This window comes from Pseudomonas sp. GNP012, from assembly GCF_054343835.1.
In genome coordinates, this window is sequence record NZ_JBTGUU010000001.1 from 578,553 (window position 1) to 600,278 (window position 21,726).

Annotated in this window: 17 protein-coding genes; all 17 read left to right on the forward strand. The window is 59.1% G+C overall.

Going from position 1 to position 21,726, the window contains the following annotated elements; all coding sequences use genetic code 11:
- The first annotated feature begins 7 nt into the window (after positions 1 to 7).
- The 17 genes from uppS (at position 8) to eno (ending at position 21,663) form a co-directional block, all read left to right on the forward strand.
- Entirely contained in the window at positions 8 to 763 is a 756-nt protein-coding gene (gene uppS, locus ACXX83_RS02485; protein WP_102699380.1) for a polyprenyl diphosphate synthase, read from the forward strand.
- On the forward strand, positions 763 to 1,569 hold the full coding sequence (locus ACXX83_RS02490; protein ID WP_217837371.1) for a phosphatidate cytidylyltransferase: 807 nt from the start codon (positions 763 to 765) through the stop codon (positions 1,567 to 1,569). Before uppS ends, ACXX83_RS02490 begins: the two co-directional genes overlap by 1 nt.
- Positions 1,566 to 2,756 carry a 1-deoxy-D-xylulose-5-phosphate reductoisomerase gene (gene ispC / locus ACXX83_RS02495; protein ID WP_217837372.1) on the forward strand — a complete coding sequence of 397 codons (1,191 nt, stop codon included), beginning with the start codon at positions 1,566 to 1,568 and terminating at the stop codon, positions 2,754 to 2,756. Before ACXX83_RS02490 ends, ispC begins: the two co-directional genes overlap by 4 nt.
- Positions 2,757 to 2,809: 53 nt before the next feature.
- Positions 2,810 to 4,162: a sigma E protease regulator RseP gene (gene rseP, locus ACXX83_RS02500; protein ID WP_458547479.1), complete on the forward strand. Its 1,353-nt coding sequence runs from the start codon at positions 2,810 to 2,812 to the stop codon at positions 4,160 to 4,162.
- Positions 4,163 to 4,234: 72 nt separating this feature from the next.
- Positions 4,235 to 6,610, forward strand: a complete 2,376-nt coding sequence (gene bamA / locus ACXX83_RS02505; protein WP_015093767.1) for an outer membrane protein assembly factor BamA — start codon at positions 4,235 to 4,237, stop codon at positions 6,608 to 6,610.
- A gap of 45 nt (positions 6,611 to 6,655) precedes the next feature.
- Positions 6,656 to 7,159, forward strand: a complete 504-nt coding sequence (locus ACXX83_RS02510; RefSeq protein ID WP_015093768.1) for an OmpH/Skp family outer membrane protein — start codon at positions 6,656 to 6,658, stop codon at positions 7,157 to 7,159.
- 3 nt (positions 7,160 to 7,162) lie between these two features.
- Positions 7,163 to 8,218 carry a UDP-3-O-(3-hydroxymyristoyl)glucosamine N-acyltransferase gene (gene lpxD / locus ACXX83_RS02515; RefSeq protein WP_217837374.1) on the forward strand — a complete coding sequence of 352 codons (1,056 nt, stop codon included), beginning with the start codon at positions 7,163 to 7,165 and terminating at the stop codon, positions 8,216 to 8,218.
- 109 nt (positions 8,219 to 8,327) lie between these two features.
- Entirely contained in the window at positions 8,328 to 8,768 is a 441-nt protein-coding gene (fabZ, locus tag ACXX83_RS02520; protein ID WP_007978374.1) for a 3-hydroxyacyl-ACP dehydratase FabZ, read from the forward strand.
- Entirely contained in the window at positions 8,765 to 9,541 is a 777-nt protein-coding gene (lpxA, locus tag ACXX83_RS02525) for an acyl-ACP--UDP-N-acetylglucosamine O-acyltransferase (RefSeq protein ID WP_007978373.1), read from the forward strand. Before fabZ ends, lpxA begins: the two co-directional genes overlap by 4 nt.
- A gap of 2 nt (positions 9,542 to 9,543) precedes the next feature.
- Positions 9,544 to 10,674 (forward strand): lipid-A-disaccharide synthase, encoded by a 1,131-nt coding sequence (gene lpxB / locus ACXX83_RS02530; RefSeq protein ID WP_458547480.1) that lies wholly within the window; start codon positions 9,544 to 9,546, stop codon positions 10,672 to 10,674.
- 11 nt (positions 10,675 to 10,685) lie between these two features.
- Positions 10,686 to 11,312, forward strand: a complete 627-nt coding sequence (rnhB, locus tag ACXX83_RS02535; protein ID WP_007978371.1) for a ribonuclease HII — start codon at positions 10,686 to 10,688, stop codon at positions 11,310 to 11,312.
- 77 nt (positions 11,313 to 11,389) lie between these two features.
- Positions 11,390 to 14,911, forward strand: coding sequence for a DNA polymerase III subunit alpha (gene dnaE, locus ACXX83_RS02540; protein WP_007978370.1), 3,522 nt, complete (start codon positions 11,390 to 11,392; stop codon positions 14,909 to 14,911).
- A gap of 139 nt (positions 14,912 to 15,050) precedes the next feature.
- Positions 15,051 to 15,998: an acetyl-CoA carboxylase carboxyltransferase subunit alpha gene (locus ACXX83_RS02545; RefSeq protein ID WP_007978369.1), complete on the forward strand. Its 948-nt coding sequence runs from the start codon at positions 15,051 to 15,053 to the stop codon at positions 15,996 to 15,998.
- Positions 15,999 to 16,131: 133 nt separating this feature from the next.
- A complete protein-coding gene (gene tilS, locus ACXX83_RS02550; protein ID WP_458547481.1) occupies positions 16,132 to 17,460 on the forward strand; it encodes a tRNA lysidine(34) synthetase TilS in 1,329 nt (442 codons plus the stop codon).
- A gap of 274 nt (positions 17,461 to 17,734) precedes the next feature.
- Positions 17,735 to 19,366, forward strand: a complete 1,632-nt coding sequence (gene pyrG, locus ACXX83_RS02555; protein WP_007970707.1) for a CTP synthase — start codon at positions 17,735 to 17,737, stop codon at positions 19,364 to 19,366.
- Positions 19,367 to 19,371: 5 nt separating this feature from the next.
- Positions 19,372 to 20,217: a 3-deoxy-8-phosphooctulonate synthase gene (gene kdsA / locus ACXX83_RS02560; protein WP_015093773.1), complete on the forward strand. Its 846-nt coding sequence runs from the start codon at positions 19,372 to 19,374 to the stop codon at positions 20,215 to 20,217.
- Positions 20,218 to 20,373: 156 nt separating this feature from the next.
- A complete protein-coding gene (eno, locus tag ACXX83_RS02565; RefSeq protein ID WP_015093774.1) occupies positions 20,374 to 21,663 on the forward strand; it encodes a phosphopyruvate hydratase in 1,290 nt (429 codons plus the stop codon).
- The last annotated feature ends 63 nt before the right edge of the window (positions 21,664 to 21,726 follow it).

Here is a 21,726-nt window from a genome sequence, read left to right on the forward strand (position 1 = left end):
CGTTTTCATGGAAAAGACCAAGCAGACTGCACCGTCCGCGGTGCCGCGCCATGTCGCGATCATCATGGATGGTAACAATCGCTGGGCGAAAAAACGCTTTATGCCAGGTGTCGCCGGGCATAAAGCGGGTGTGGATGCGGTACGTGCGGTCATTGAAGTCTGTGCCGAGGCCAAGGTCGAGGTGCTGACCTTGTTCGCCTTTTCCAGCGAGAACTGGCAGCGTCCGGCCGATGAGGTCAGCGCCTTGATGGATCTGTTCTTCAAGGCGCTGCGTCGTGAGGCCAAGCGCCTCAACGACAACAACATCAGCCTGCGCATCATTGGTGACCGCTCGCGTTTTCATCCCGAGCTGCAGGCTGCCATGCGCGAAGCCGAGGCCATGACGGCTGGCGCCAATCGTTTTGTCCTGCAGATCGCCGCCAATTACGGCGGTCAGTGGGATATCGCGCAAGCGGCGCAACGACTGGCTCGAGAGGTTCAGGCCGGACACTTGCGTCCGGAAGACATCACGCCTGATCTGCTGCAGACCTGCCTGGCCACAGGTGACCTGCCGCTGCCTGACTTGTGTATCCGTACCGGTGGCGAGCATCGCATCAGCAATTTCCTGCTCTGGCAGCTGGCCTATGCCGAGCTGTATTTTTCCGACCTGTTCTGGCCGGACTTCAAACACGATGCCATGCGCAATGCGCTGGCCGATTACGCTTCCCGCCAGCGCCGCTTCGGTAAAACGAGCGAGCAGGTCGAGGCTGGAGCCCGGGTTTAATGCTTAAACAACGAATCATCACCGCACTGATCCTGCTGCCGATTGCCCTGTGCGGGTTTTTCCTGCTTGAAGGTTCCGGTTTTGCACTGTTCATCGGGCTGGTAGTTACCCTTGGTGCATGGGAGTGGGCACGTCTGGCGGGTTTCGCCGGGCAAACGTTCCGCGTCGGCTTTGCCGCTGTGGTCGCCTTGATGCTGTTCGTCATGTACATCTTGCCCGGGCTGGCGCCTTGGGTATTGGGCGCTTCGGTGCTGTGGTGGGCGGTGGCGACGTATCTGGTACTGACCTATCCGCGTTCGAGCGAGCATTGGTCCAATGCGGCAACCAAGCTGGTGATCGGCCTGTTGATTCTCCTGCCGGCCTGGCAGGGGCTGGTGCAGATCAAGCAGTACCCGCTGGGTAACTGGTTGATCATGGCGGTGATGGTGCTGGTCTGGGGGGCCGATATCGGTGCCTACTTCTCCGGTCGTGCTTTCGGCAAGCGTAAACTCGCGCCACAGGTCAGTCCGGGCAAAAGCTGGGAGGGCGTGTACGGTGGGCTGGCGCTGAGCCTGGTCATTACCACGCTCGTTGCTCTGGTGCGCGACTGGACGGTGGCGCAGCTGTTCAAAGGGCTGATCTGTGCTGCGCTGATCGTGTTCATTTCGGTGGTGGGCGATCTCACTGAAAGCATGTTCAAGCGTCAGTCCGGGATCAAGGACAGCAGCAATCTGCTTCCGGGGCATGGTGGTGTGCTGGATCGTATCGACAGCCTGACAGCGGCCATTCCGGTGTTCGCCGTGCTGTTGTGGATGGCGGCACCATGAGCCGCCCGCAACGGATTACCGTTCTGGGGGCAACCGGTTCGATTGGCCTGAGTACGCTCGACGTCGTCGCTCGTCATCCTGATCGTTACCAGGTCTTTGCCTTGAGCGGCTTCTCTCGCTTGAGTGAATTGCTGGCGCTCTGCGTGCGCCATATCCCGCGATTTGCCGTAGTGCCTGAGGTCGCGGCTGCCCGCACCTTGCAGGATGATTTGCGCGCGGCGGGTCTTCCAACCCGTGTTCTGGTGGGTGAAGAAGGTTTGTGTCAGGTCGCTTCCGATCCGGAGGTCGATACGGTCATGGCGGCCATCGTCGGTGCGGCGGGATTGCGCCCGACACTGGCGGCGGTCGAAGCGGGCAAGAAGATCCTCCTGGCCAATAAAGAAGCGCTGGTGATGTCCGGCGCGCTGTTCATGCAGGCGGTGCGCAAGAGTGGTTCGGTATTGCTGCCGATCGATAGCGAGCACAACGCCATTTTCCAGTGCATGCCGCACGATTATGCCCGTGGTCTCGAGGCAGTCGGCGTACGCCGGATTTTGCTGACAGCTTCCGGCGGTCCGTTCCGTCAGACGCCACTGGCTGAATTGGCGCATGTTTCACCTGACCAGGCGTGTGCGCATCCGAACTGGTCCATGGGGCGAAAGATTTCCGTGGACTCGGCCAGCATGATGAACAAAGGGCTTGAGCTGATCGAAGCCTGCTGGCTGTTCGATGCCAGGCCAGCCCAGGTCGAGGTGGTGATTCACCCACAAAGTGTGATCCATTCGCTGGTTGACTACGTAGATGGTTCTGTCTTGGCGCAGTTGGGCAATCCGGATATGCGCACGCCCATCGCCAATGCCCTGGCCTGGCCGGAGCGGATCGATTCGGGTGTGGCGCCGCTGGATCTGTTTGCCATTGCACGGCTGGACTTCCAGGCGCCCGATGAAGAACGTTTCCCTTGTTTGCGTCTGGCCCGTCAGGCGGCCGAAGCGGGTAATAGCGCGCCAGCCATGCTCAATGCGGCAAATGAAGTGGCGGTGGCGGCATTTCTCGACGAGCGGGTTCGTTACCCGGAAATCGCGAGTATCATCGAGGAAGTGCTGAGTCTGGAGCCCGTCGTGGCAGTGAATGATCTCGAGGCAGTGTTCACGGCAGACGCGAAAGCGCGATTGCTGGCCGGACAATGGTTGAGCCGTCACGGGCGGTAAATGCTGCAGATAGTCGACCCAGGCAGCAGCGAATAGGATTGCGGAGAAAGTAGATGAGCGCGCTCTATATGATTGTCGGCACCCTGGTCGCTCTGGGTGTGCTGGTTACCTTCCACGAGTTCGGCCACTTCTGGGTCGCGCGTCGCTGTGGGGTCAAGGTGCTGCGCTTCTCCGTAGGCTTTGGCACGCCTTTGCTGCGTTGGCACGACAAGCAGGGTACCGAATTCGTCGTTGCCGCCATCCCGTTGGGCGGCTACGTGAAAATGCTCGACGAGCGCGAAGGCGAAGTGCCGCCCGATCAGCTTGATCAATCCTTCAATCGCAAATCCGTTCGTCAGCGCATTGCCATCGTAGCGGCGGGGCCGATTGCCAACTTCCTGCTGGCATTGGTGTTCTTCTGGGGCCTGGCAATGCTCGGCAGCGAGCAGGTGCGTCCGGTCATCGGGGCTGTCGAGTCCGGCAGCATCGCGGCCAAGGCGGGTTTGAGTCCCGGCCAGGAAATCGTGGCCATTGATGGTGAGCTGACTTCCGGCTGGGCGGAGGTGAATCTGCAACTGGTTCGTCGTCTGGGCGAAAGCGGCTCATTGCAGGTATTGGTTCGCGAGCAAGGCTCGACGACCGATTCGTCACGTGAACTTGCGCTGGATAAATGGCTCAAAGGGGCTGACGAACCCGACCCCATTCATTCGTTGGGGATTCGCCCGTGGCGTCCGGCATTGCCGCCTGTTCTGGCCGAACTTGATCCAAAGGGGCCGGCCCAGGCTGCCGGCCTGAAGACCGGTGACCGGTTGCTGGCGCTCGATGGTCGTGCGCTGGCTGATTGGCAGCAAGTCGTCGATACCGTCCGTATGCATCCTGATACCAAAATCATGCTGCGGGTCGAGCGAGACGGTGCTCAAATCGACGTCCCGGTGACGCTTGCCGCTCGCGGCGAGAGCAAGTCACCCAACGGCTACCTGGGGGCAGGGGTGAAGGCTGTCGATTGGCCGCCGGAGATGCTCCGCGAGGTCAGTTATGGGCCATTGGCAGCGATTGGCGAGGGGGCTCGGCGCACCTGGACCATGAGCGTGCTGACCCTCGATTCACTGAAGAAAATGTTGTTCGGCGAGCTCTCGGTAAAAAACTTGAGTGGACCGATAACCATTGCTAAAGTGGCGGGCGCTTCGGCCCAGTCGGGTGTTGCTGATTTCCTGAATTTCCTTGCTTATCTGAGTATTAGCCTGGGTGTTCTGAATTTGCTGCCCATTCCTGTGCTGGATGGGGGGCATTTGTTGTTTTATCTGATCGAGTGGGCGCGTGGTCGTCCCTTGTCGGATCGGGTGCAAGGTTGGGGGATACAGATTGGCATCAGTTTGGTGATCGGAGTGATGTTGCTCGCTCTGGTTAATGATCTGGGTCGTCTGTAACGTCGCTGAATTGCGAATCTGCCGCATTTTGCGGCAGTTTGTTTATTGCCAGTTGGAATAAGAAAGGACTTCATGAAACGTCTGCTGCTAACTGCGGTTCTCACCGTATTGATGATCGCCGAAGTTCACGCCGAGTCCTTCACTATCTCTGATATTCGCGTCAATGGCCTCCAGCGGGTCTCCGCGGGTAGCGTCTTTGGTGCTTTGCCGTTGAACGTCGGTGAACAGGCGGATGATCGTCGCCTGGTGGAATCCACTCGTGCGTTGTTCAAAACCGGTTTCTTTCAAGATATCCAGCTGGGCCGCGATGGCAACGTCCTGGTCATCACGGTAGTCGAGCGCCCGTCGGTCGCCAGTATCGAGATCGAAGGCAACAAGGCGATCTCTACCGAAGACCTGATGAAAGGCCTCAAGCAATCCGGTCTGGCCGAAGGCGAAATCTTCCAGCGTGCCACCCTTGAAGGTGTGCGTAACGAACTGCAGCGCCAATACGTCGCCCAGGGTCGCTACTCGGCTACCGTCGACACCGAGGTGGTGCCGCAGCCGCGTAACCGCGTTGGCCTGAAGGTCAACATCAACGAAGGTACCGTTGCGGCTATCCAGCACATCAACGTGGTGGGCAACACGGTCTTCCCCGATGAAGACCTGATCGACCTTTTCGAACTCAAGACCACCAACTGGTTGTCGTTCTTCAAGAACGATGACAAGTACGCCCGTGAAAAACTGTCCGGTGACCTGGAGCGTCTGCGTTCCTACTACCTGGACCGTGGCTATATCAACATGGATATCGCTTCGACCCAGGTTTCCATTACGCCAGACAAGAAACACGTCTACATCACCGTCAACGTCAACGAAGGCGAGAAATACACCGTTCGTGACGTCAAGCTCAGCGGTGACCTGAAAGTCCCTGAAGATCAGATCAAGTCCCTGTTGCTGGTGCAAAAAGGCCAGGTGTTCTCGCGCAAGCTGATGACCACCACTTCCGAACTGATCACCCGTCGCCTGGGTAACGAAGGCTACACCTTCGCCAACGTCAACGGCGTGCCTCAACCGCACGATGAAGATCACACGGTGGACATCCTCTTCGCGGTCGATCCGGGCAAGCGTGCCTACGTGAACCGCATCAACTTCCGTGGCAACACCAAGTCCGAAGACGAAGTGCTGCGTCGTGAAATGCGTCAGATGGAAGGCGGCTGGGCTTCGACCTACCTGATCGATCAATCCAAGACCCGTCTGGAACGTCTGGGCTTCTTCAAGGAAGTCAACGTCGAAACCCCTGCCGTACCGGGTGTCGATGACCAGGTGGACGTCAACTACAGCGTTGAAGAGCAAGCTTCCGGTTCGATTACCGCCAGCGTCGGTTTCGCCCAGAGCGCCGGTCTGATCCTCGGTGGTTCGATCACCCAGAACAACTTCCTGGGTACCGGTAACAAGGTCAGCGTCGGCTTGACCAAAAGCGAATACCAGACCCGCTACAACTTCGGTTTCGTCGACCCCTACTGGACCGCCGATGGCGTGAGCCTGGGTTACAACGCCTTCTACCGCACCACCGACTACGATGACCTCGATACTGACGTCGCCAGCTACGCCGTAGACAGCCTGGGTGCCGGTGTGAGTGTCGGTTATCCAATCAGCGAGACTTCGCGTCTGACCTTCGGCCTGAATGCGCAACAAGACGAAATCAAGACCGGCGTCTACACCGTTGACGAGATCTTCGACTTCGTTAACAAGGAAGGCGACAAGTACCTGAACTTCAAGGCTTCGGCCGGTTGGTCCGAGTCCACCCTGAACAAGGGCGTGCTTGCTACCCGTGGTCATTCCCAGAGCCTGGTGCTGGAATCCACGATTCCAGGCAGCGACCTGTCGTTCTTCAAGCTCGACTACCGTGGCCAGTTGTTCCAGCCATTGAGCGAGAACTACACCATGCGCCTGCACACCGAACTGGGTTATGGCGATGGTTACGGTTCGACCGACGGCTTGCCATTCTATGAAAACTACTATGCTGGTGGTTTCAACTCGGTACGCGGCTTCAAGGACAGCACCCTGGGTCCTCGCAGTACGCCAAGTACCGGCAAGAACCCTGGTACAGCGTTCGACCCGGACCAGGATCCACTGCCGTTCGGTGGTAATGTCCTGATCCAGGGCGGTGTGGAAGTTCTGTTCCCGCTGCCGTTCGTCAAAGATCAACGCTCCCTGCGTACCTCGGTATTCTGGGATGTGGGTAACGTGTTCGATTCGTCGTGCTCGGATACCACAAACGCTGATGGCACGAAGTCCGACACCAAGTGCAACGACATTAGCCTGAGCAATATGGCCAGTTCTGTTGGTGTAGGTGTGACGTGGGTCACTGCACTGGGTCCTTTGAGTTTCGCATTGGCCATGCCGGTCAAGAAACCGGATGACGCCGAGACTCAAGTGTTCCAATTTTCCCTCGGCCAGACGTTCTAAGCGTCTGACCCAAGATAACGACAATGAATTTTGTAGGAGTGCATCGTGCGTAAGTTGACTCAATTGGTTCTCCTGGCCAGCGTATTGGTCGCTGGTCCGGCATTTGCCGACATGAAAATTGCAGTTCTGAACTATCAGATGGCTCTGCTGGAGTCCGACGCGGCCAAGAAATACGCCGTGGATGCCGAGAAGAAGTTCGGTCCTCAGCTGACCAAGCTCAAGACGCTGGAAACCAGCGCCAAGGGTATTCAGGACCGCCTGATGGCCGGTGGCGACAAAATGCAGCAGGGCGAGCGCGAGCGTCTGGAACTTGAATTCAAGCAAAAGGCCCGTGACTTCCAGTTCCAGTCCAAGGAACTGAACGAAGCCAAAGCCGTTGCCGACCGTGAAATGCTGAAGCAGCTCAAGCCGAAACTGGACAGTGCTGTGGAAGAAGTCATCAAGAAAGGTGCTTTTGACCTGGTCTTCGAGCGTGGCGCAGTGATTGATGTCAAGCCTCAGTACGACATTACTCGCCAGGTTATCGAGCGCATGAATCAGCTGAAGTAATCCATGACCGTGACCATTAAGCTCGGCCAGCTGGCCGAGTTCCTCGGCGCCACGCTACGTGGCGACCCGGAGAGAAAAATTACTGGGCTAGCCACCTTGCAGGAGGCTGGCCCAGCTCAGTTGAGCTTTCTCGCAAACCCTCAATACCGTAAGTACCTGGCGGACAGCCGGGCCGCAGCACTGTTGCTGAAGGCTGCTGATGCCGAAGGTTATGCCGGTAATGCGCTGGTGGTGCCTGATCCTTATCTGGCCTATGCGCGTGTTTCCCATCTGTTCGATCCTAAGCCGAAAGCGGCTGCCGGCATTCACCCGACAGCCGTTGTGGCCGAGGACGCGGTGGTTGACCCGGCTGCGAGTATTGGCGCCTTTGCAGTGATCGAAAGCGCGGCACGAATTGCTGCCGGCGTGACCATCGGTGCGCATTGCTTCATCGGTGCCCGTTGCGAAATCGGCGAAGGCGGTTGGCTGGCCCCGCGGGTCACGCTGTACCACGACGTGCGCATCGGCAAGCGTGTGGTCATTCAGTCGGGGGCCGTGCTCGGCGGTGAAGGCTTCGGTTTTGCCAATGAGAAAGGTGTCTGGCAGAAGATTGCCCAGATCGGTGGTGTGCTGGTCGGTGACGATGTCGAAATTGGCGTGAATACCGCTATTGATCGCGGCGCATTGGCCGATACCATTCTCGGCAATGGTGTGAAGCTCGACAACCAGATCCAGATCGCCCACAACGTTCAGGTCGGTGATCACACCGCCATGGCCGCCTGTGTCGGGATCTCCGGCAGTACCAAGATCGGCAAGCATTGCATGCTCGCTGGCGGTGTTGGGCTGGTGGGGCATATCGAAATTTGCGATAACGTTTTCATCACCGGGATGACCATGGTGACCCACTCGATTACCGAAAAGGGTTCCTATTCTTCCGGTACGGCCATGCAGCCAGCAGCCGAATGGCGCAAAAGCGCGGCTCGTATCCGTCAGCTCGATGACATCGCGCGGCGCCTGCGACAGCTTGAAAAGCAAGTAGGGGAAGTGACCCCTGACGGTAATGCTTCATCAGATGGCTGATACCATTTCCATATCAAGTGTGCACAGCCGCTAGACTTGCATCTTTGATTTGCTAGCGGAACGTGCGTCAGTCGCGCGTTCCCAATCTTTACATAGGCTTCCCCCCGAAATGATGGACATCAACGAGATTCGCGAATACCTGCCTCACCGTTACCCGTTCCTGCTGGTGGACCGGGTAGTGGAGCTGGATGTTGAAGGCAAGCGCATTCGCGCCTACAAGAATGTCAGCATCAACGAGCCGTTCTTCAATGGTCACTTCCCCGCGCATCCAATCATGCCGGGCGTATTGATCATCGAAGCCATGGCTCAGGCTGCCGGGATCCTTGGTTTCAAGATGCTCGACGTGAAACCGGCCGACGGCACCCTCTATTACTTCGTCGGTTCCGACAAGCTGCGCTTCCGCCAGCCGGTTCTGCCAGGCGATCAGTTGATCCTTGAAGCCAAGTTCATCAGCTGCAAGCGTCAGATCTGGAAATTCGAATGCCAGGCTTCGGTCGATGGCAAGCCGGTCTGCTCCGCTGAAATCATCTGCGCGGAACGCAAACTATGAGTTTGATTGACCCTCGTGCAATCATCGATCCGACAGCCATCCTGGCTGACGGTGTCGAGGTCGGCCCGTGGTCGATCGTCGGCGCAGGTGTGGAAATCGGCGAGGGGACAGTCATCGGGCCGCACGTGATCCTCAAGGGCCCGACCCGAATCGGCAAGCACAATCGCATCTACCAGTTTTCCTCGGTGGGTGAAGACACGCCTGACCTGAAGTACAAGGGCGAGGAAACCCGCCTGGTGATTGGCGATCACAACGTCATCCGTGAAGGCGTGACGATCCACCGTGGCACCATCCAGGATCGTTCGGAAACGACCCTGGGCGATCACAACCTGATCATGGCCTATGCCCACATCGGCCACGACAGCGTGATTGGCAACCACTGCATCCTGGTGAACAACACCGCACTGGCGGGCCATGTGCATGTGGAAGACTGGGCGATCCTCTCCGGATTTACCCTGGTTCACCAGTATTGCCACATTGGCGCCCACAGTTTTTCCGGCATGGGTACGGCGATCGGCAAGGATGTTCCAGCCTACGTCACGGTGTTCGGCAACCCTGCCGAAGCCCGCAGCATGAACTTCGAGGGCATGCGCCGTCGGGGTTTCAGCGAAGATGCGATCCACGCTCTGCGTCGTGCCTACAAGGTGGTGTACCGCCAGGGCCTGACCGTGGAGCAGGCGCTTGCCGAACTGGCAGAGCCGTCCGCCCAGTATCCGGAAGTGGCGGTGTTCCGTGACTCCATCCAGTCTTCGACCCGCGGCATTACCCGCTAACCATGGCCAATCTGCGTATTGCGCTGGTAGCGGGTGAGGCTTCCGGTGACATTCTGGGTGCGGGCCTCATGCGCGCGCTCAAGGCTCGCCACCCGGCGATCGAGTTCATCGGTGTCGGTGGTCCGTTGATGCAGGCTGAAGGCCTGACCTCGTATTTCCCGATGGAACGTTTGTCCGTCATGGGCCTGGTGGAAGTGCTGGGCCGGTTGCGCGAGTTGCTGGCGCGGCGCAAGAAGCTGGTCGCCGACCTGATCGCCGCGAAACCCGATGTGTTCATCGGTATCGATGCGCCGGACTTCAACCTCAATATCGAACTCAAACTGCGTCAGGCCGGTATCAAGACCGTGCATTACGTCAGTCCGTCGGTGTGGGCCTGGCGGCAGAAGCGCGTGCTGAAGATTCGCGAAGGCTGCGACCTGATGCTCACGCTGTTCCCGTTCGAAGCCAGGTTCTATGAAGAGAAAGGCGTGCCGGTGCGGTTTGTCGGTCATACCTTGGCCGATGCCATTCCACTCGAAGCCGATCGCGCGGCTGCGCGGGCCGAGCTCGGTTTGCCTGACGGGCCGCTGGTGGCGTTGATGCCAGGCAGCCGTGGCGGTGAAGTTGGCCGGCTAGGTGCGTTGTTTCTCGATACCGCGCAGCGCTTGCGGGCGTTGCGCCCGGGTGTGCGGTTTGTCATGCCTTGCGCCAGTGCACAACGTCGCGCACAGCTTGAAGAGCTGCTGGCTGGTCGCGATCTGCCGCTGACGCTGCTCGACGGACAGTCGCATCTGGCCCTGGCAGCGTGCGATGCGGTGTTGATTGCCTCCGGTACCGCGACGCTTGAAGCATTGCTGTACAAGCGGCCGATGGTGGTCGCCTATCGCCTGGCGCCGCTGACGTTTTGGATTCTCAAGCGCATGGTGAAAAGCCCCTACATTTCGTTGCCGAACCTGTTGGCACAGCGTCTGTTGGTGCCCGAGTTGTTGCAGGACGATGCCACGGTGGAAGCACTGGCCCAGACCTTGTCACCCTTGATCGAGGGTGGGGAAGAGCAGACCCGTGGTTTTGATGAAATTCACCGGACCCTGCGTCTGGATGCCTCCAACCAGGCGGCGGACGCCGTGCTGAACCTGATCGGCCAAGTAGAATGAGTAAAACGAACATGCAGATGGGGCTGGACTTTACCTTGGTCGCTGAAGTCGAAGAGTTGGTTGCCGGCGTCGATGAAGTCGGTCGCGGCCCGCTCTGTGGCGCGGTAGTGACGGCGGCGGTGATTCTTGATCCGAACCGCCCGATTCTCGGCCTGAACGACTCGAAGAAACTCACCGAGGCCCGTCGCGAAAAGCTCTACGACGAAATCTGCGAAAAAGCCCTGAGCTGGTGCATCGCTCGCGCCGAAGTCGAAGAAATCGACGAACTGAATATCCTGCACGCCACCATGCTCGCCATGCAGCGCGCCGTCGCCGGGCTGCATATTCAGCCGAAACTGGCGATGATCGACGGCAACCGCTGCCCGAAACTGCCGATGCGTTCCGAAGCCGTGGTCAAAGGCGATAGCAAGGTTCCCGCCATTGCCGCTGCTTCGATTCTGGCCAAGGTCAGTCGCGACCGGGAAATGGCCGCGTTCGAGTTGATCTACCCGGGTTACGGCATCGGCGGGCATAAAGGCTACCCGACGCCCGTTCATCTGGAGGCGCTCGCCCGTCTTGGCCCGACCCCGATTCACCGGCGTTCGTTTGCCCCGGTGCGGCTGGCGTATGAGGCACGGGAAAGTCTCATCGAGAGTTAGTCGCAAGGCTGATTTTTTTTACCAAGGCCCGGTACAATCCGGGCCTTGTTGTTTTCATGACTTAACGCAGGATCACTATGCCGGCTTCATTCGTTCACCTACGCCTGCACACTGAATACTCCCTGGTCGACGGTCTGGTGCGGATCAAGCCGCTGGTCAAGACCCTGGTCGGCATGAACATGCCTGCCGTGGCGGTCACCGACCAGAACAACATGTGTTCCCTGGTCAAATTCTATAAAAACGCCATGGGTGCCGGGATCAAGCCGATCTGCGGCGCCGACCTGTGGCTGTCGAACAAGGATCCGGACAACCCGCTGAGCCGGATCAGCCTGCTGGTGATGAACGCTGAAGGCTATCGCAACCTCACCGAACTGATTTCCCGCGGCTTTATCGAAGGTCAGCGCAATGGCGCAATCATCATCGAGCGCGAATGGGTCGCTGAAGCCAGCGCCGGCTTGATCATGTTGTCGGCGGCCAAAGAGGGCGAGATCGGCCAAGCCATGCTCAGCGGCAACCCCGCGGAGGCCGAAACCCTGGCCCGCGAATGGATGGACGTGTTTCCGGATCGTTTCTACCTGGAGATCCAGCGCACCAACCGCCCCAACGATGAAGAACAACTGCACGGTGCCGTGGCCCTGGCCGAGAAGCTCGGTGCGCCGCTGGTGGCGACCAACGACGTGCGTTTCATCAAGCAGGAAGACTTCGCCGCCCACGAAACTCGCGTCTGCATCGGTGAGGGCCGTGCCCTCGACGATCCGCGGCGTTCGAAGAACTACAGCGATCAGCAGTACCTCAAAAGCGCCGAGGAAATGGCCGAGCTGTTCAGCGACATTCCCGAGGCGCTGGAAAACACCGTCGAGATCGCCAAGCGTTGCAACATCGAAGTGAAGCTGGGTACGCACTTCCTGCCCAACTTCCCGATCCCCGATGGCATGACCATCGACGAGTACTTCCGCAAGGTGTCCTTCGATGGCCTGGAAGAGCGCCTTGCCGTCCTGCTGCCCAAGGACACCACCGAAGACTATGAAGCCAAGCGTCAGGTCTATGTCGACCGGCTGAATTTCGAGCTGGATATCATCATCCAGATGGGCTTCCCCGGTTACTTCCTGATCGTGATGGACTTTATCCAGTGGGCCAAGAACAACGGCGTACCGGTCGGGCCTGGTCGTGGGTCGGGTGCCGGATCGCTGGTGGCCTATGTGCAGAAGATCACCGACCTCGACCCGCTGGAATATGACCTGCTGTTCGAGCGTTTCCTCAATCCGGAACGGGTATCGATGCCCGACTTCGACGTCGACTTCTGCATGGACGGTCGTGACCGGGTGATCGACTACGTGGCCGAGAAGTACGGTCGCAACGCGGTAAGCCAGATCATCACCTTCGGTTCCATGGCCGCCAAGGCTGTGGTCCGCGACGTGGCGCGGGTGCAGGGCAAGTCCTATGGCCTGGCGGACCGTCTGTCGAAGATGATCCCGTTCGAAGTCGGCATGACCCTGGAAAAGGCCTACGAGCAGGAAGAGATCCTGCGCGACTTCATCAAGGTCGATGAAGAAGCCGCGGAAATCTGGGAGATGGCCCGAAAGCTTGAAGGCGTTGTGCGTAACGTCGGCAAGCACGCCGGTGGTGTGGTGATCGCCCCGACCAAACTGACCGACTTCTCGCCGATCTACTGCGACGAAGCGGGCGATGGCCTGGTAACCCAGTTCGACAAGGACGACGTTGAAGCGGCCGGCCTGGTGAAGTTCGACTTCCTCGGTTTGCGGACCCTGACGATCATCGATTGGGCGCTGAAAACCATCAACCGCGACCGCGCCAAGGTCAACGAGCCGCCGCTGGATATCGCGTTCATTCCGCTGGACGACAAACCGACCTACACCTTGCTGCAAAAAGCCGAAACCACGGCGGTGTTCCAGCTTGAATCCCGGGGCATGAAAGAGCTGATCAAAAAGCTCAAGCCCGACTGCCTGGAAGACTTGATCGCACTGGTGGCCCTGTTCCGTCCGGGTCCGCTGCAATCGGGCATGGTGGACGACTTCATCAACCGCAAGCACGGTCGCGCCGAGCTGGCGTATCCGCACTCGGACTACCAGTACGAAGGCCTCAAGCCCGTACTGGCACCGACCTACGGCATCATCCTGTATCAGGAACAGGTGATGCAGATTGCCCAGGTCATGGCCGGTTACACCCTCGGTGGTGCGGACATGCTGCGTCGCGCCATGGGTAAGAAAAAACCCGAGGAAATGGCCAAGCAGCGCGGCGGTTTCATTGAAGGTTGCGCCACCAACAATATCGACGCGGACCTGGCCGGTAACATTTTCGACCTGGTGGAAAAGTTCGCCGGTTACGGCTTCAACAAGTCCCACTCCGCCGCCTATGGCCTGGTGTCGTACCAGACCGCGTGGCTGAAGGCGCACTACCCGGCGCCGTTCATGGCCGCGGTACTCTCGGCGGATATGCACAACACCGACAAGGTCGTGACCTTGATCGAAGAAGTGCGGACCATGAAGTTGCGTCTCGACGCACCGGACGTAAATACCTCCGAATTCAAGTTCACGGTGAATGACGAAGGCCGGATCATCTACGGCCTGGGGGCCATCAAGGGCGTGGGTGAGGGGCCGGTCGAGGCCATCACCGAAGCGCGTCTGGCGGGCCCGTTCAAGGATCTGTTCGATTTCTGTGCCCGGGTCGACCTCAAGCGCATCAACAAGCGCACCCTCGATGGTTTGATCCGCAGCGGTGCCCTGGATCGCCTCGGGCCGTACTTCCACGATGAGCAGAAAGCCTACCAGGCCAACATCGACCGCAATCGCGCGGTGTTGCTGACGGCCATGGAAGAAGCGATCAAGGCGGCCGAACAGACCGCGCGGACCCAGGACAGCGGTCACTCGGACCTGTTTGGCGGCCTGTTCGTCGAAGAAGACGCCGACGTCTACGCCAATCACCGCAAGGCCAAGGAGCTGACCCTCAAGGAGCGTCTCAAAGGCGAGAAAGATACCCTCGGCCTGTATCTGACCGGTCACCCGATTGACGAATATGAAGGTGAAATCCGTCGCTTTGCCCGCCAGCGCATCATCGATCTGAAACCTGCGCGTGATACCCAGACCGTTGCCGGGATGATCATCGCCTTGCGGGTGATGAAGAACAAAAAGGGCGACAAGATGGGGTTCATCACCCTCGACGACCGCTCCGGACGGATCGAGGCCTCGCTGTTTTCCGAGGCGTTCCATTCGGCGCAATCATTGTTGCAGACCGACGCGATGGTGGTGGTCGAAGGCGAGGTCAGCAATGACGACTTCTCCGGTGGCCTGAAATTGCGGGTCAAGCGGGTGATGAGCATGGAGGATGCGCGCACCAACCTGGCCGAAAGCCTGCGTCTGAAGTTGCATGCCAAGGATCTCAAGGGCGATCAGCTACGCTGGTTGGGCGAACTGTTGAAGCGTCACCGCGGTGCGTGCCCGATCACCATGGACTACACCAGCCCTGATGCGAAGGCCTTGTTGCAGTTCGGCGAGGGCTGGCGAATCGATCCGGCGGATGCGTTGATTCAAGCCCTGCGTGACCAGTTCGGGCGAGACAACGTCTTCCTCCAATACCGTTGACGGTCAGTGCTATCAGATTGCCCTGACCCAGACCTGAATTTTTAATCTCGACCTCAACGCGCCTGTCCCTTAAGGTAGGGCGCGAATAGACAACCGGCCGGCCCAAGATCCCTTGGGACTCGACCCAAGACGGACGCCTATGAACCCGAATTTTCTAGATTTCGAACAGCCGATCGCCGACCTGCAAGCCAAGATCGAAGAGTTGCGCTTGGTCGGTAATGACAATTCGCTGAATATCGGCGATGAGATCTCCCGCCTGCAGGACAAGAGCAAAACGCTGACCGAAGACATTTTCGGCAAGCTGACCAGCTGGCAGATCGCACGCCTGGCACGTCACCCGAAACGTCCGTATACCCTGGACTACATCGAACACATCTTCACCGAGTTCGACGAACTGCACGGTGACCGTCACTTCTCCGACGACGCGGCCATCGTTGGCGGCATCGCCCGTCTGGACGACAAGCCGGTCATGGTTATCGGCCACCAGAAGGGCCGTGAAGTGCGCGAGAAGGTTCGCCGCAACTTCGGCATGCCGCGTCCGGAAGGCTACCGCAAGGCTTGCCGCCTGATGGAAATGGCCGAGCGTTTCAAGATGCCGATCCTGACCTTCATCGATACTCCGGGCGCCTACCCTGGCATCGACGCTGAAGAGCGCAACCAGAGCGAAGCGATTGCCTGGAACCTGCGGGTCATGGCGCGCCTGAAAACCCCAATCATCGCCACCGTGATCGGTGAGGGTGGTTCCGGTGGTGCACTGGCAATCGGTGTCTGCGACCAGTTGAACATGCTGCAATACTCGACTTACGCGGTGATTTCGCCGGAAGGTTGCGCTTCGATTCTGTGGAAAACCGCCGAGAAGGCACCGGATGCCGCAGAAGCGATGGGCATCACCGCCGAGCGCCTAAAAGGCCTGGGCATCGTGGACAAGGTGATTGGCGAGCCATTGGGCGGCGCGCACCGTGATCCGGCTGCTGCCGCTGCATCGATCCGCGCCGAGCTGAGCTCGCAACTGGCGATGCTGAAGAAGTTCGACAACGACGCGCTGCTCAAGCGCCGTTACGATCGTCTGATGAGCTACGGTCTCTAAGCCGAACACGCAGTGCCCATGTGGGAGCGAGCTTGCTCGCGATGAGGGTGTAACAGTCGACGAATGTGTTGAATGTTAGGCCGCTATCGCGAGCAAGCTCGCTCCCACATTTGATTTGTGCATAGAGGCAGATATGAGTCAGTCCGCGATTGATTTGCCTTCCAGGCTTTTGCTGAGTCTTAAACCGTGGCGCAATGCTGCGACCTGGCGCATCGCCTTCTCCGGCGGCCTGGACTCCACCGTCCTGCTGCATCTGCTCGCACACCTCGCAAAAACCGAATCCCTGCCGGCGCTGTGCGCCATCCATGTTCATCACGGCCTTCAAGCTGTGGCCGATGCGTGGCCGGAACATTGTCGTTCTGTGTGCGCTACGCTGGGCGTCTCGTTGCAGATCGTTCGGGTGCAGGTGCAGCCCGGTGCCAGTCTGGAACGTGCGGCGCGAGACGCGCGTTATCACACGTTCGCCGAAGTGACTGGGCCCGGTGACGTGCTGCTGACGGCCCAGCACCGCGACGATCAGGCGGAAACCCTGCTGTTTCGTTTGTTGCGCGGAGCGGGCGTGCGCGGATTGTCCGGGATGCCGCGTCAGCGTTCGTTGGGCAAGGGGCATCTGCTGCGGCCACTGCTTGATGTCACGCGGGCTGAGCTGGAGGCCTATGCCAGTACGCATGGTTTGAGCTGGATCGAAGATCCCTCGAACCAGGATCGGCAGTACTCGCGCAATTACCTGCGCCATCAAGTCTTGCCCGTGCTGGTTCAGCGCTGGCCACAAGCGGTGGCGACCATGGCTCGCAGCGCGGCGCATCTGACCGAGGCGCAGGGGTTGCTCGAAGAACTGGCAGACATGGATTTGCGTAACGCCAACTCTGTCAGTGAATTCGCCTGGCTGGGCTTGCGATCCCTTGAGCTGGCGTCGCTTGCGCAACTCTCCGACGCCCGGCAGCGCAATGCCTTGAGTCATTGGCTCGAACCGCTGACCCGCCTGCCGGACACTGACCATTGGTCGGGCTGGCAGGATTTGCGCGACGCCAGCGGCGATGCCTGCCCGGTGTGGCGGCTGGCCGATGGCGAGCTGCAGCGGGCTGGCGGGCGGATCTGGTGGTTGTCCGGCCGCTGGTTGCGCCCTCTGCCTGTCGCCGGAGTGTGGCAGGACCCGCGTTCACCGCTGGTAACTCCGGACAACGGCACGCTGTCGCTCACCGGACAAATCCCCGATGGCCCGTTACAGATCCGCTATCGTGAAGGGGGAGAGGTCATGGCTTTGCCAGGCCGCGGCCATCGGGACCTGAAACGTTTGCTCAATGAAAGCGGTGTACCGTCCTTCGTGCGCGGCAGATTGCCGCTGCTCTACAAAGACGGGCAATTGCTGGCGGTAGCGAACCTCAATGGGCTCGATGGCGGTGCGATCGGTAACTGGCATTTGCATTGGCAGCCACAGAACGAAGATCAAGGTTTGAGCTGAAAGGGGCTTTCCGGTAGACTACGCTCCCTTCTTGATACAACTTCTGTGGATTCGCCTGAATTGCAGGAGTTGCCGATTACCAAGCAGTCTTTGCTGGGCGATTCCAAAAAATGTGTAGCGAGCAACGAACCGGTGATTCATTTCCCGGTCTGTCCCAACGCGGCGGTTTTTTTGAAAGGTGCACTGTGATTAATGCAGGTGATCGGGGGCTTCGGCCTTCCTTCGCTTTCCCCGGCGGCTCGGACCGCTTTAACGCAGACTTCTAGGGTTTTTCATGACGCGCTACATATTCGTCACGGGCGGTGTTGTTTCTTCATTGGGGAAAGGCATTGCATCGGCATCATTGGCGGCCATCCTGGAGGCGCGGGGACTTAAGGTCACCATGCTGAAGCTGGACCCGTACATCAACGTCGACCCGGGCACCATGAGCCCGTTCCAGCACGGTGAAGTGTTCGTCACCCACGACGGCGCCGAGACCGACCTGGACCTGGGCCACTACGAGCGGTTCATCCGCACGACCATGACCCAGAACAACAACTTCACCACCGGCCGTGTCTACGAACACGTGCTGCGCAAAGAGCGCCGTGGTGACTACCTGGGTGCAACCATCCAGGTGATCCCGCACATCACCGACGAAATCAAGCGCCGCATCATCAAGGGTGCCGGCGACGCTGACGTGGCCATGGTCGAGATCGGTGGCACCGTGGGTGACATCGAGTCGCAACCGTTCCTCGAGGCGATCCGCCAACTGCGTTTCGAAGTCGGCGCCAAGCGCGCGATGCTGATGCACCTGACACTGGTGCCGTACATCGCCACTGCCGGTGAAACCAAGACCAAGCCAACCCAGCACTCGGTGAAGGAACTGCGTTCCATCGGCCTGCAACCAGACGTGCTGGTCTGCCGCTCCGACCACCCGATCGATGTGTCGTCGCGTCGCAAGATCGCGCAGTTCACCAACGTTGAAGAACGTGCGGTGATTGCGCTGGAAGACGCCGATACCATCTACAAGATCCCGGGTATCCTGCACTCCCAGGGCCTGGACGATTTCGTCGTCGAGCGCTTCGGCCTGCAATGCGGCGGTGCCGATCTGTCCGAGTGGGAAGCCGTGGTCGACGCCAAGCTCAACCCTGAGCACGAAGTCACCATCGCCATGGTCGGCAAGTACATGGAGCTGCTGGACGCCTACAAGTCGCTGATCGAAGCGATGAGTCACGCCGGCATCAGCAACCGTACCAAGGTCAATCTGCGCTACATCGATTCCGAAGACATCGAGAACCAGGGCACTGCGCTGCTGGAAGGCGTCGACGCGATCCTGGTGCCTGGCGGCTTCGGTCTGCGTGGCGTTGAAGGCAAGATCACTGCCGTTCAATACGCTCGCGAAAACAAGGTTCCGTACCTGGGCATCTGCCTGGGCATGCAAGTGGCCGTAATCGAGTTCGCCCGTAACGTGATGGGCTGGAAAGACGCCAACTCCACCGAGTTCGATCGTGCAAGCGGCCACCCGGTCGTGGGCCTGATCACCGAGTGGGAAGATGCCACCGGCGCGGTCGAAACCCGCACCGAAGCTTCCGATCTGGGCGGCACCATGCGCCTGGGCGCGCAGGATTGCCTGCTGGAGCCAGGTTCCCTGGTTCATGGTTGCTACGGCAAGGACGTGATTGTCGAGCGTCACCGTCATCGCTACGAAGTGAACAACAACCTGCTGCCGCAAATCATGGAAGCCGGTTTGAAAATCTCCGGTCGTTCCGGGGATGGCGCACTGGTTGAAGTGGTTGAAGCACCGGATCATCCATGGTTCGTCGCTTGCCAGTTCCACCCTGAGTTCACCTCGACGCCACGCGACGGTCATCCGCTGTTCAGCGGTTTCGTCAAGGCCGCGTTGGCTCAACACCAGAAGAAGGCGTAACCCCGATGGCACAGAAGATCATCCGCGTCGGCGACATCGAGATTGCCAACGACAAACCCATGGTGCTGTTCGGCGGCATGAACGTGCTGGAAAGCCGTGACATGGCCATGCAGGTTTGCGAAGAGTATGTGAAGGTCACCGAAAAGCTCGGTATCCCTTACGTGTTCAAGGCCAGTTTCGACAAGGCCAACCGGTCTTCTGTGACCTCCTATCGTGGTCCTGGCCTGGAAGAAGGCATGCGTATCTTCCAGGACATCAAGCAAGCCTTCGGCGTGCCGATCATCACCGACGTCCACGAGCCTGACCAGGCCGCGGTCGTCGCTGAAGTCTGCGACATCATCCAGTTGCCGGCCTTCCTGTCGCGCCAGACCGACCTCGTGGTCGCGATGGCCAAAACGGGCGCCGTGATCAACATCAAGAAAGCCCAGTTCCTCGCGCCTCAGGAAATGAAGCACATCCTGAACAAGTGCGTGGAAGCGGGTAATGATCAGTTGATTCTCTGCGAGCGTGGTTCGAGCTTCGGCTACAACAACCTGGTCGTCGACATGCTCGGCTTCGGCATCATGAAGCAGTTCGAATATCCGGTGTTCTTCGACGTGACCCATGCGCTGCAAATGCCTGGCGGTCGCTCCGATTCCGCCGGCGGTCGTCGCGCCCAGGTCACCGACCTGGCGAAGGCCGGCATGAGCCAGTCGCTGGCCGGACTGTTCCTGGAAGCCCACCCGGATCCGGACAACGCCAAATGTGACGGTCCTTGCGCCTTGCGCCTGGACAAACTGGAGCCATTCCTGGCCCAGCTCAAAGCCCTGGACGAACTGGTGAAGAGTTTTCCGACGGTAGAAACCGCGTAATCCTCAATTCTCCGGTAAAGTACCGCACGATTTAACGCTCAGGCCCTCGAGCCTGAGCCTTTTCGTCTGCAAGACTGCCCGCTGCACCTCGCTTGCCGACGACCAAAGATTTCCTACAGCTGCGTCGTTTTCGTCAACTTTGGAGTGTTTACAACAATGGCTAAAATCGTCGACATCAAAGGTCGTGAAGTTCTCGACTCCCGTGGCAATCCCACCGTGGAAGCGGATGTGCTTCTCGATAACGGCATCATCGGCAGCGCCTGCGCGCCATCCGGTGCTTCCACTGGCTCGCGTGAAGCGCTCGAGCTGCGTGATGGCGACAAGAGCCGTTACCTGGGCAAGGGTGTTCTGAAGGCCGTAGCCAACATCAACGGTCCGATCAAAGACCTGTTGAAAGGTATGGACCCAAGCGACCAGAAAGCGCTCGATCTGGCAATGATCAAGCTCGACGGTACTGAAAACAAAGGTTCCCTGGGCGCCAACGCGATCCTCGCCGTTTCCCTGGCTGCAGCCAAGGCAGCAGCACAGGACCAGGACCTGCCGCTGTACGCTCACATCGCCAACCTGAACGGCACCCCGGGTGTCTACTCGATGCCGGTTCCGATGATGAACATCATCAACGGCGGCGAGCACGCCGATAACAACGTCGACATCCAGGAATTCATGGTTCAGCCGGTTGGCGCCAAGTCTTTCTCGGAAGGTCTGCGCATGGGCACCGAGATTTTCCACCACCTCAAAGCCGTGCTGAAGGCCCGTGGCCTGAGCACTGCCGTCGGTGACGAAGGTGGTTTCGCGCCGAACCTGGCTTCCAACGAAGACGCTTTGAAAGTGATCTCCGAAGCCGTGGCCAATGCCGGTTACAAGCTGGGCACCGACGTGACCCTGGCCCTGGACTGCGCGGCCAGCGAATTCTACGAAGACGGCAAGTACAACCTGTCCGGCGAAGGCCAGGTGTTCACCGCCGAAGGTTTCGCTGACTACCTCAAAGGCCTGACCGAGCGTTACCCGATCATCTCCATCGAAGATGGCCTGGACGAGTCCGACTGGGCTGGCTGGAAGATCCTCACCGACAAGATCGGCGAGAAGACCCAACTGGTAGGCGACGATCTGTTCGTAACCAACACCAAGATCCTGAAAGAAGGCATCGACAAGAAGATCGCCAACTCGATCCTGATCAAGTTCAACCAGATCGGCACCCTGACCGAAACTCTGGAAGCCATCCAGATGGCCAAGGCTGCCGGTTACACCGCCGTGATCTCGCACCGCTCCGGCGAAACCGAAGATTCGACCATTGCCGACCTGGCCGTGGGCACCTCGGCTGGCCAGATCAAGACCGGTTCCCTGTGCCGTTCCGATCGCGTATCCAAGTACAACCAACTGCTGCGTATCGAAGAGCAGTTGAACGGCAAGGCCAAGTACAACGGTCGCGGCGAATTCCGCGGCTGAGTAAGTACGTGGTAAAAAAGACACCGGATTGTGTCGGAAAAATCGCTATAGCGACGTTTTTGC

Excerpts from the sequence above, each read along its gene's own strand:
- pyrG (WP_007970707.1), top strand. The coding sequence starts at position 17,735 with ATGACGCGCTACATATTCGTCACGGGCGGTGTTGTTTCTTCATTGGGG.
- fabZ (WP_007978374.1), top strand. The coding sequence starts at position 8,328 with ATGATGGACATCAACGAGATTCGCGAATACCTGCCTCACCGTTACCCG.
- ACXX83_RS02545 (WP_007978369.1), top strand. The coding sequence starts at position 15,051 with ATGAACCCGAATTTTCTAGATTTCGAACAGCCGATCGCCGACCTGCAA.
- dnaE (WP_007978370.1), top strand. The coding sequence starts at position 11,390 with ATGCCGGCTTCATTCGTTCACCTACGCCTGCACACTGAATACTCCCTG.
- lpxA (WP_007978373.1), top strand. The coding sequence starts at position 8,765 with ATGAGTTTGATTGACCCTCGTGCAATCATCGATCCGACAGCCATCCTG.
- lpxB (WP_458547480.1), top strand. The coding sequence starts at position 9,544 with ATGGCCAATCTGCGTATTGCGCTGGTAGCGGGTGAGGCTTCCGGTGAC.
- ACXX83_RS02490 (WP_217837371.1), top strand. The coding sequence starts at position 763 with ATGCTTAAACAACGAATCATCACCGCACTGATCCTGCTGCCGATTGCC.
- bamA (WP_015093767.1), top strand. The coding sequence starts at position 4,235 with ATGAAACGTCTGCTGCTAACTGCGGTTCTCACCGTATTGATGATCGCC.
- tilS (WP_458547481.1), top strand. The coding sequence starts at position 16,132 with ATGAGTCAGTCCGCGATTGATTTGCCTTCCAGGCTTTTGCTGAGTCTT.
- ispC (WP_217837372.1), top strand. The coding sequence starts at position 1,566 with ATGAGCCGCCCGCAACGGATTACCGTTCTGGGGGCAACCGGTTCGATT.
- uppS (WP_102699380.1), top strand. The coding sequence starts at position 8 with ATGGAAAAGACCAAGCAGACTGCACCGTCCGCGGTGCCGCGCCATGTC.
- rnhB (WP_007978371.1), top strand. The coding sequence starts at position 10,686 with ATGCAGATGGGGCTGGACTTTACCTTGGTCGCTGAAGTCGAAGAGTTG.
- lpxD (WP_217837374.1), top strand. The coding sequence starts at position 7,163 with ATGACCGTGACCATTAAGCTCGGCCAGCTGGCCGAGTTCCTCGGCGCC.
- rseP (WP_458547479.1), top strand. The coding sequence starts at position 2,810 with ATGAGCGCGCTCTATATGATTGTCGGCACCCTGGTCGCTCTGGGTGTG.
- eno (WP_015093774.1), top strand. The coding sequence starts at position 20,374 with ATGGCTAAAATCGTCGACATCAAAGGTCGTGAAGTTCTCGACTCCCGT.
- kdsA (WP_015093773.1), top strand. The coding sequence starts at position 19,372 with ATGGCACAGAAGATCATCCGCGTCGGCGACATCGAGATTGCCAACGAC.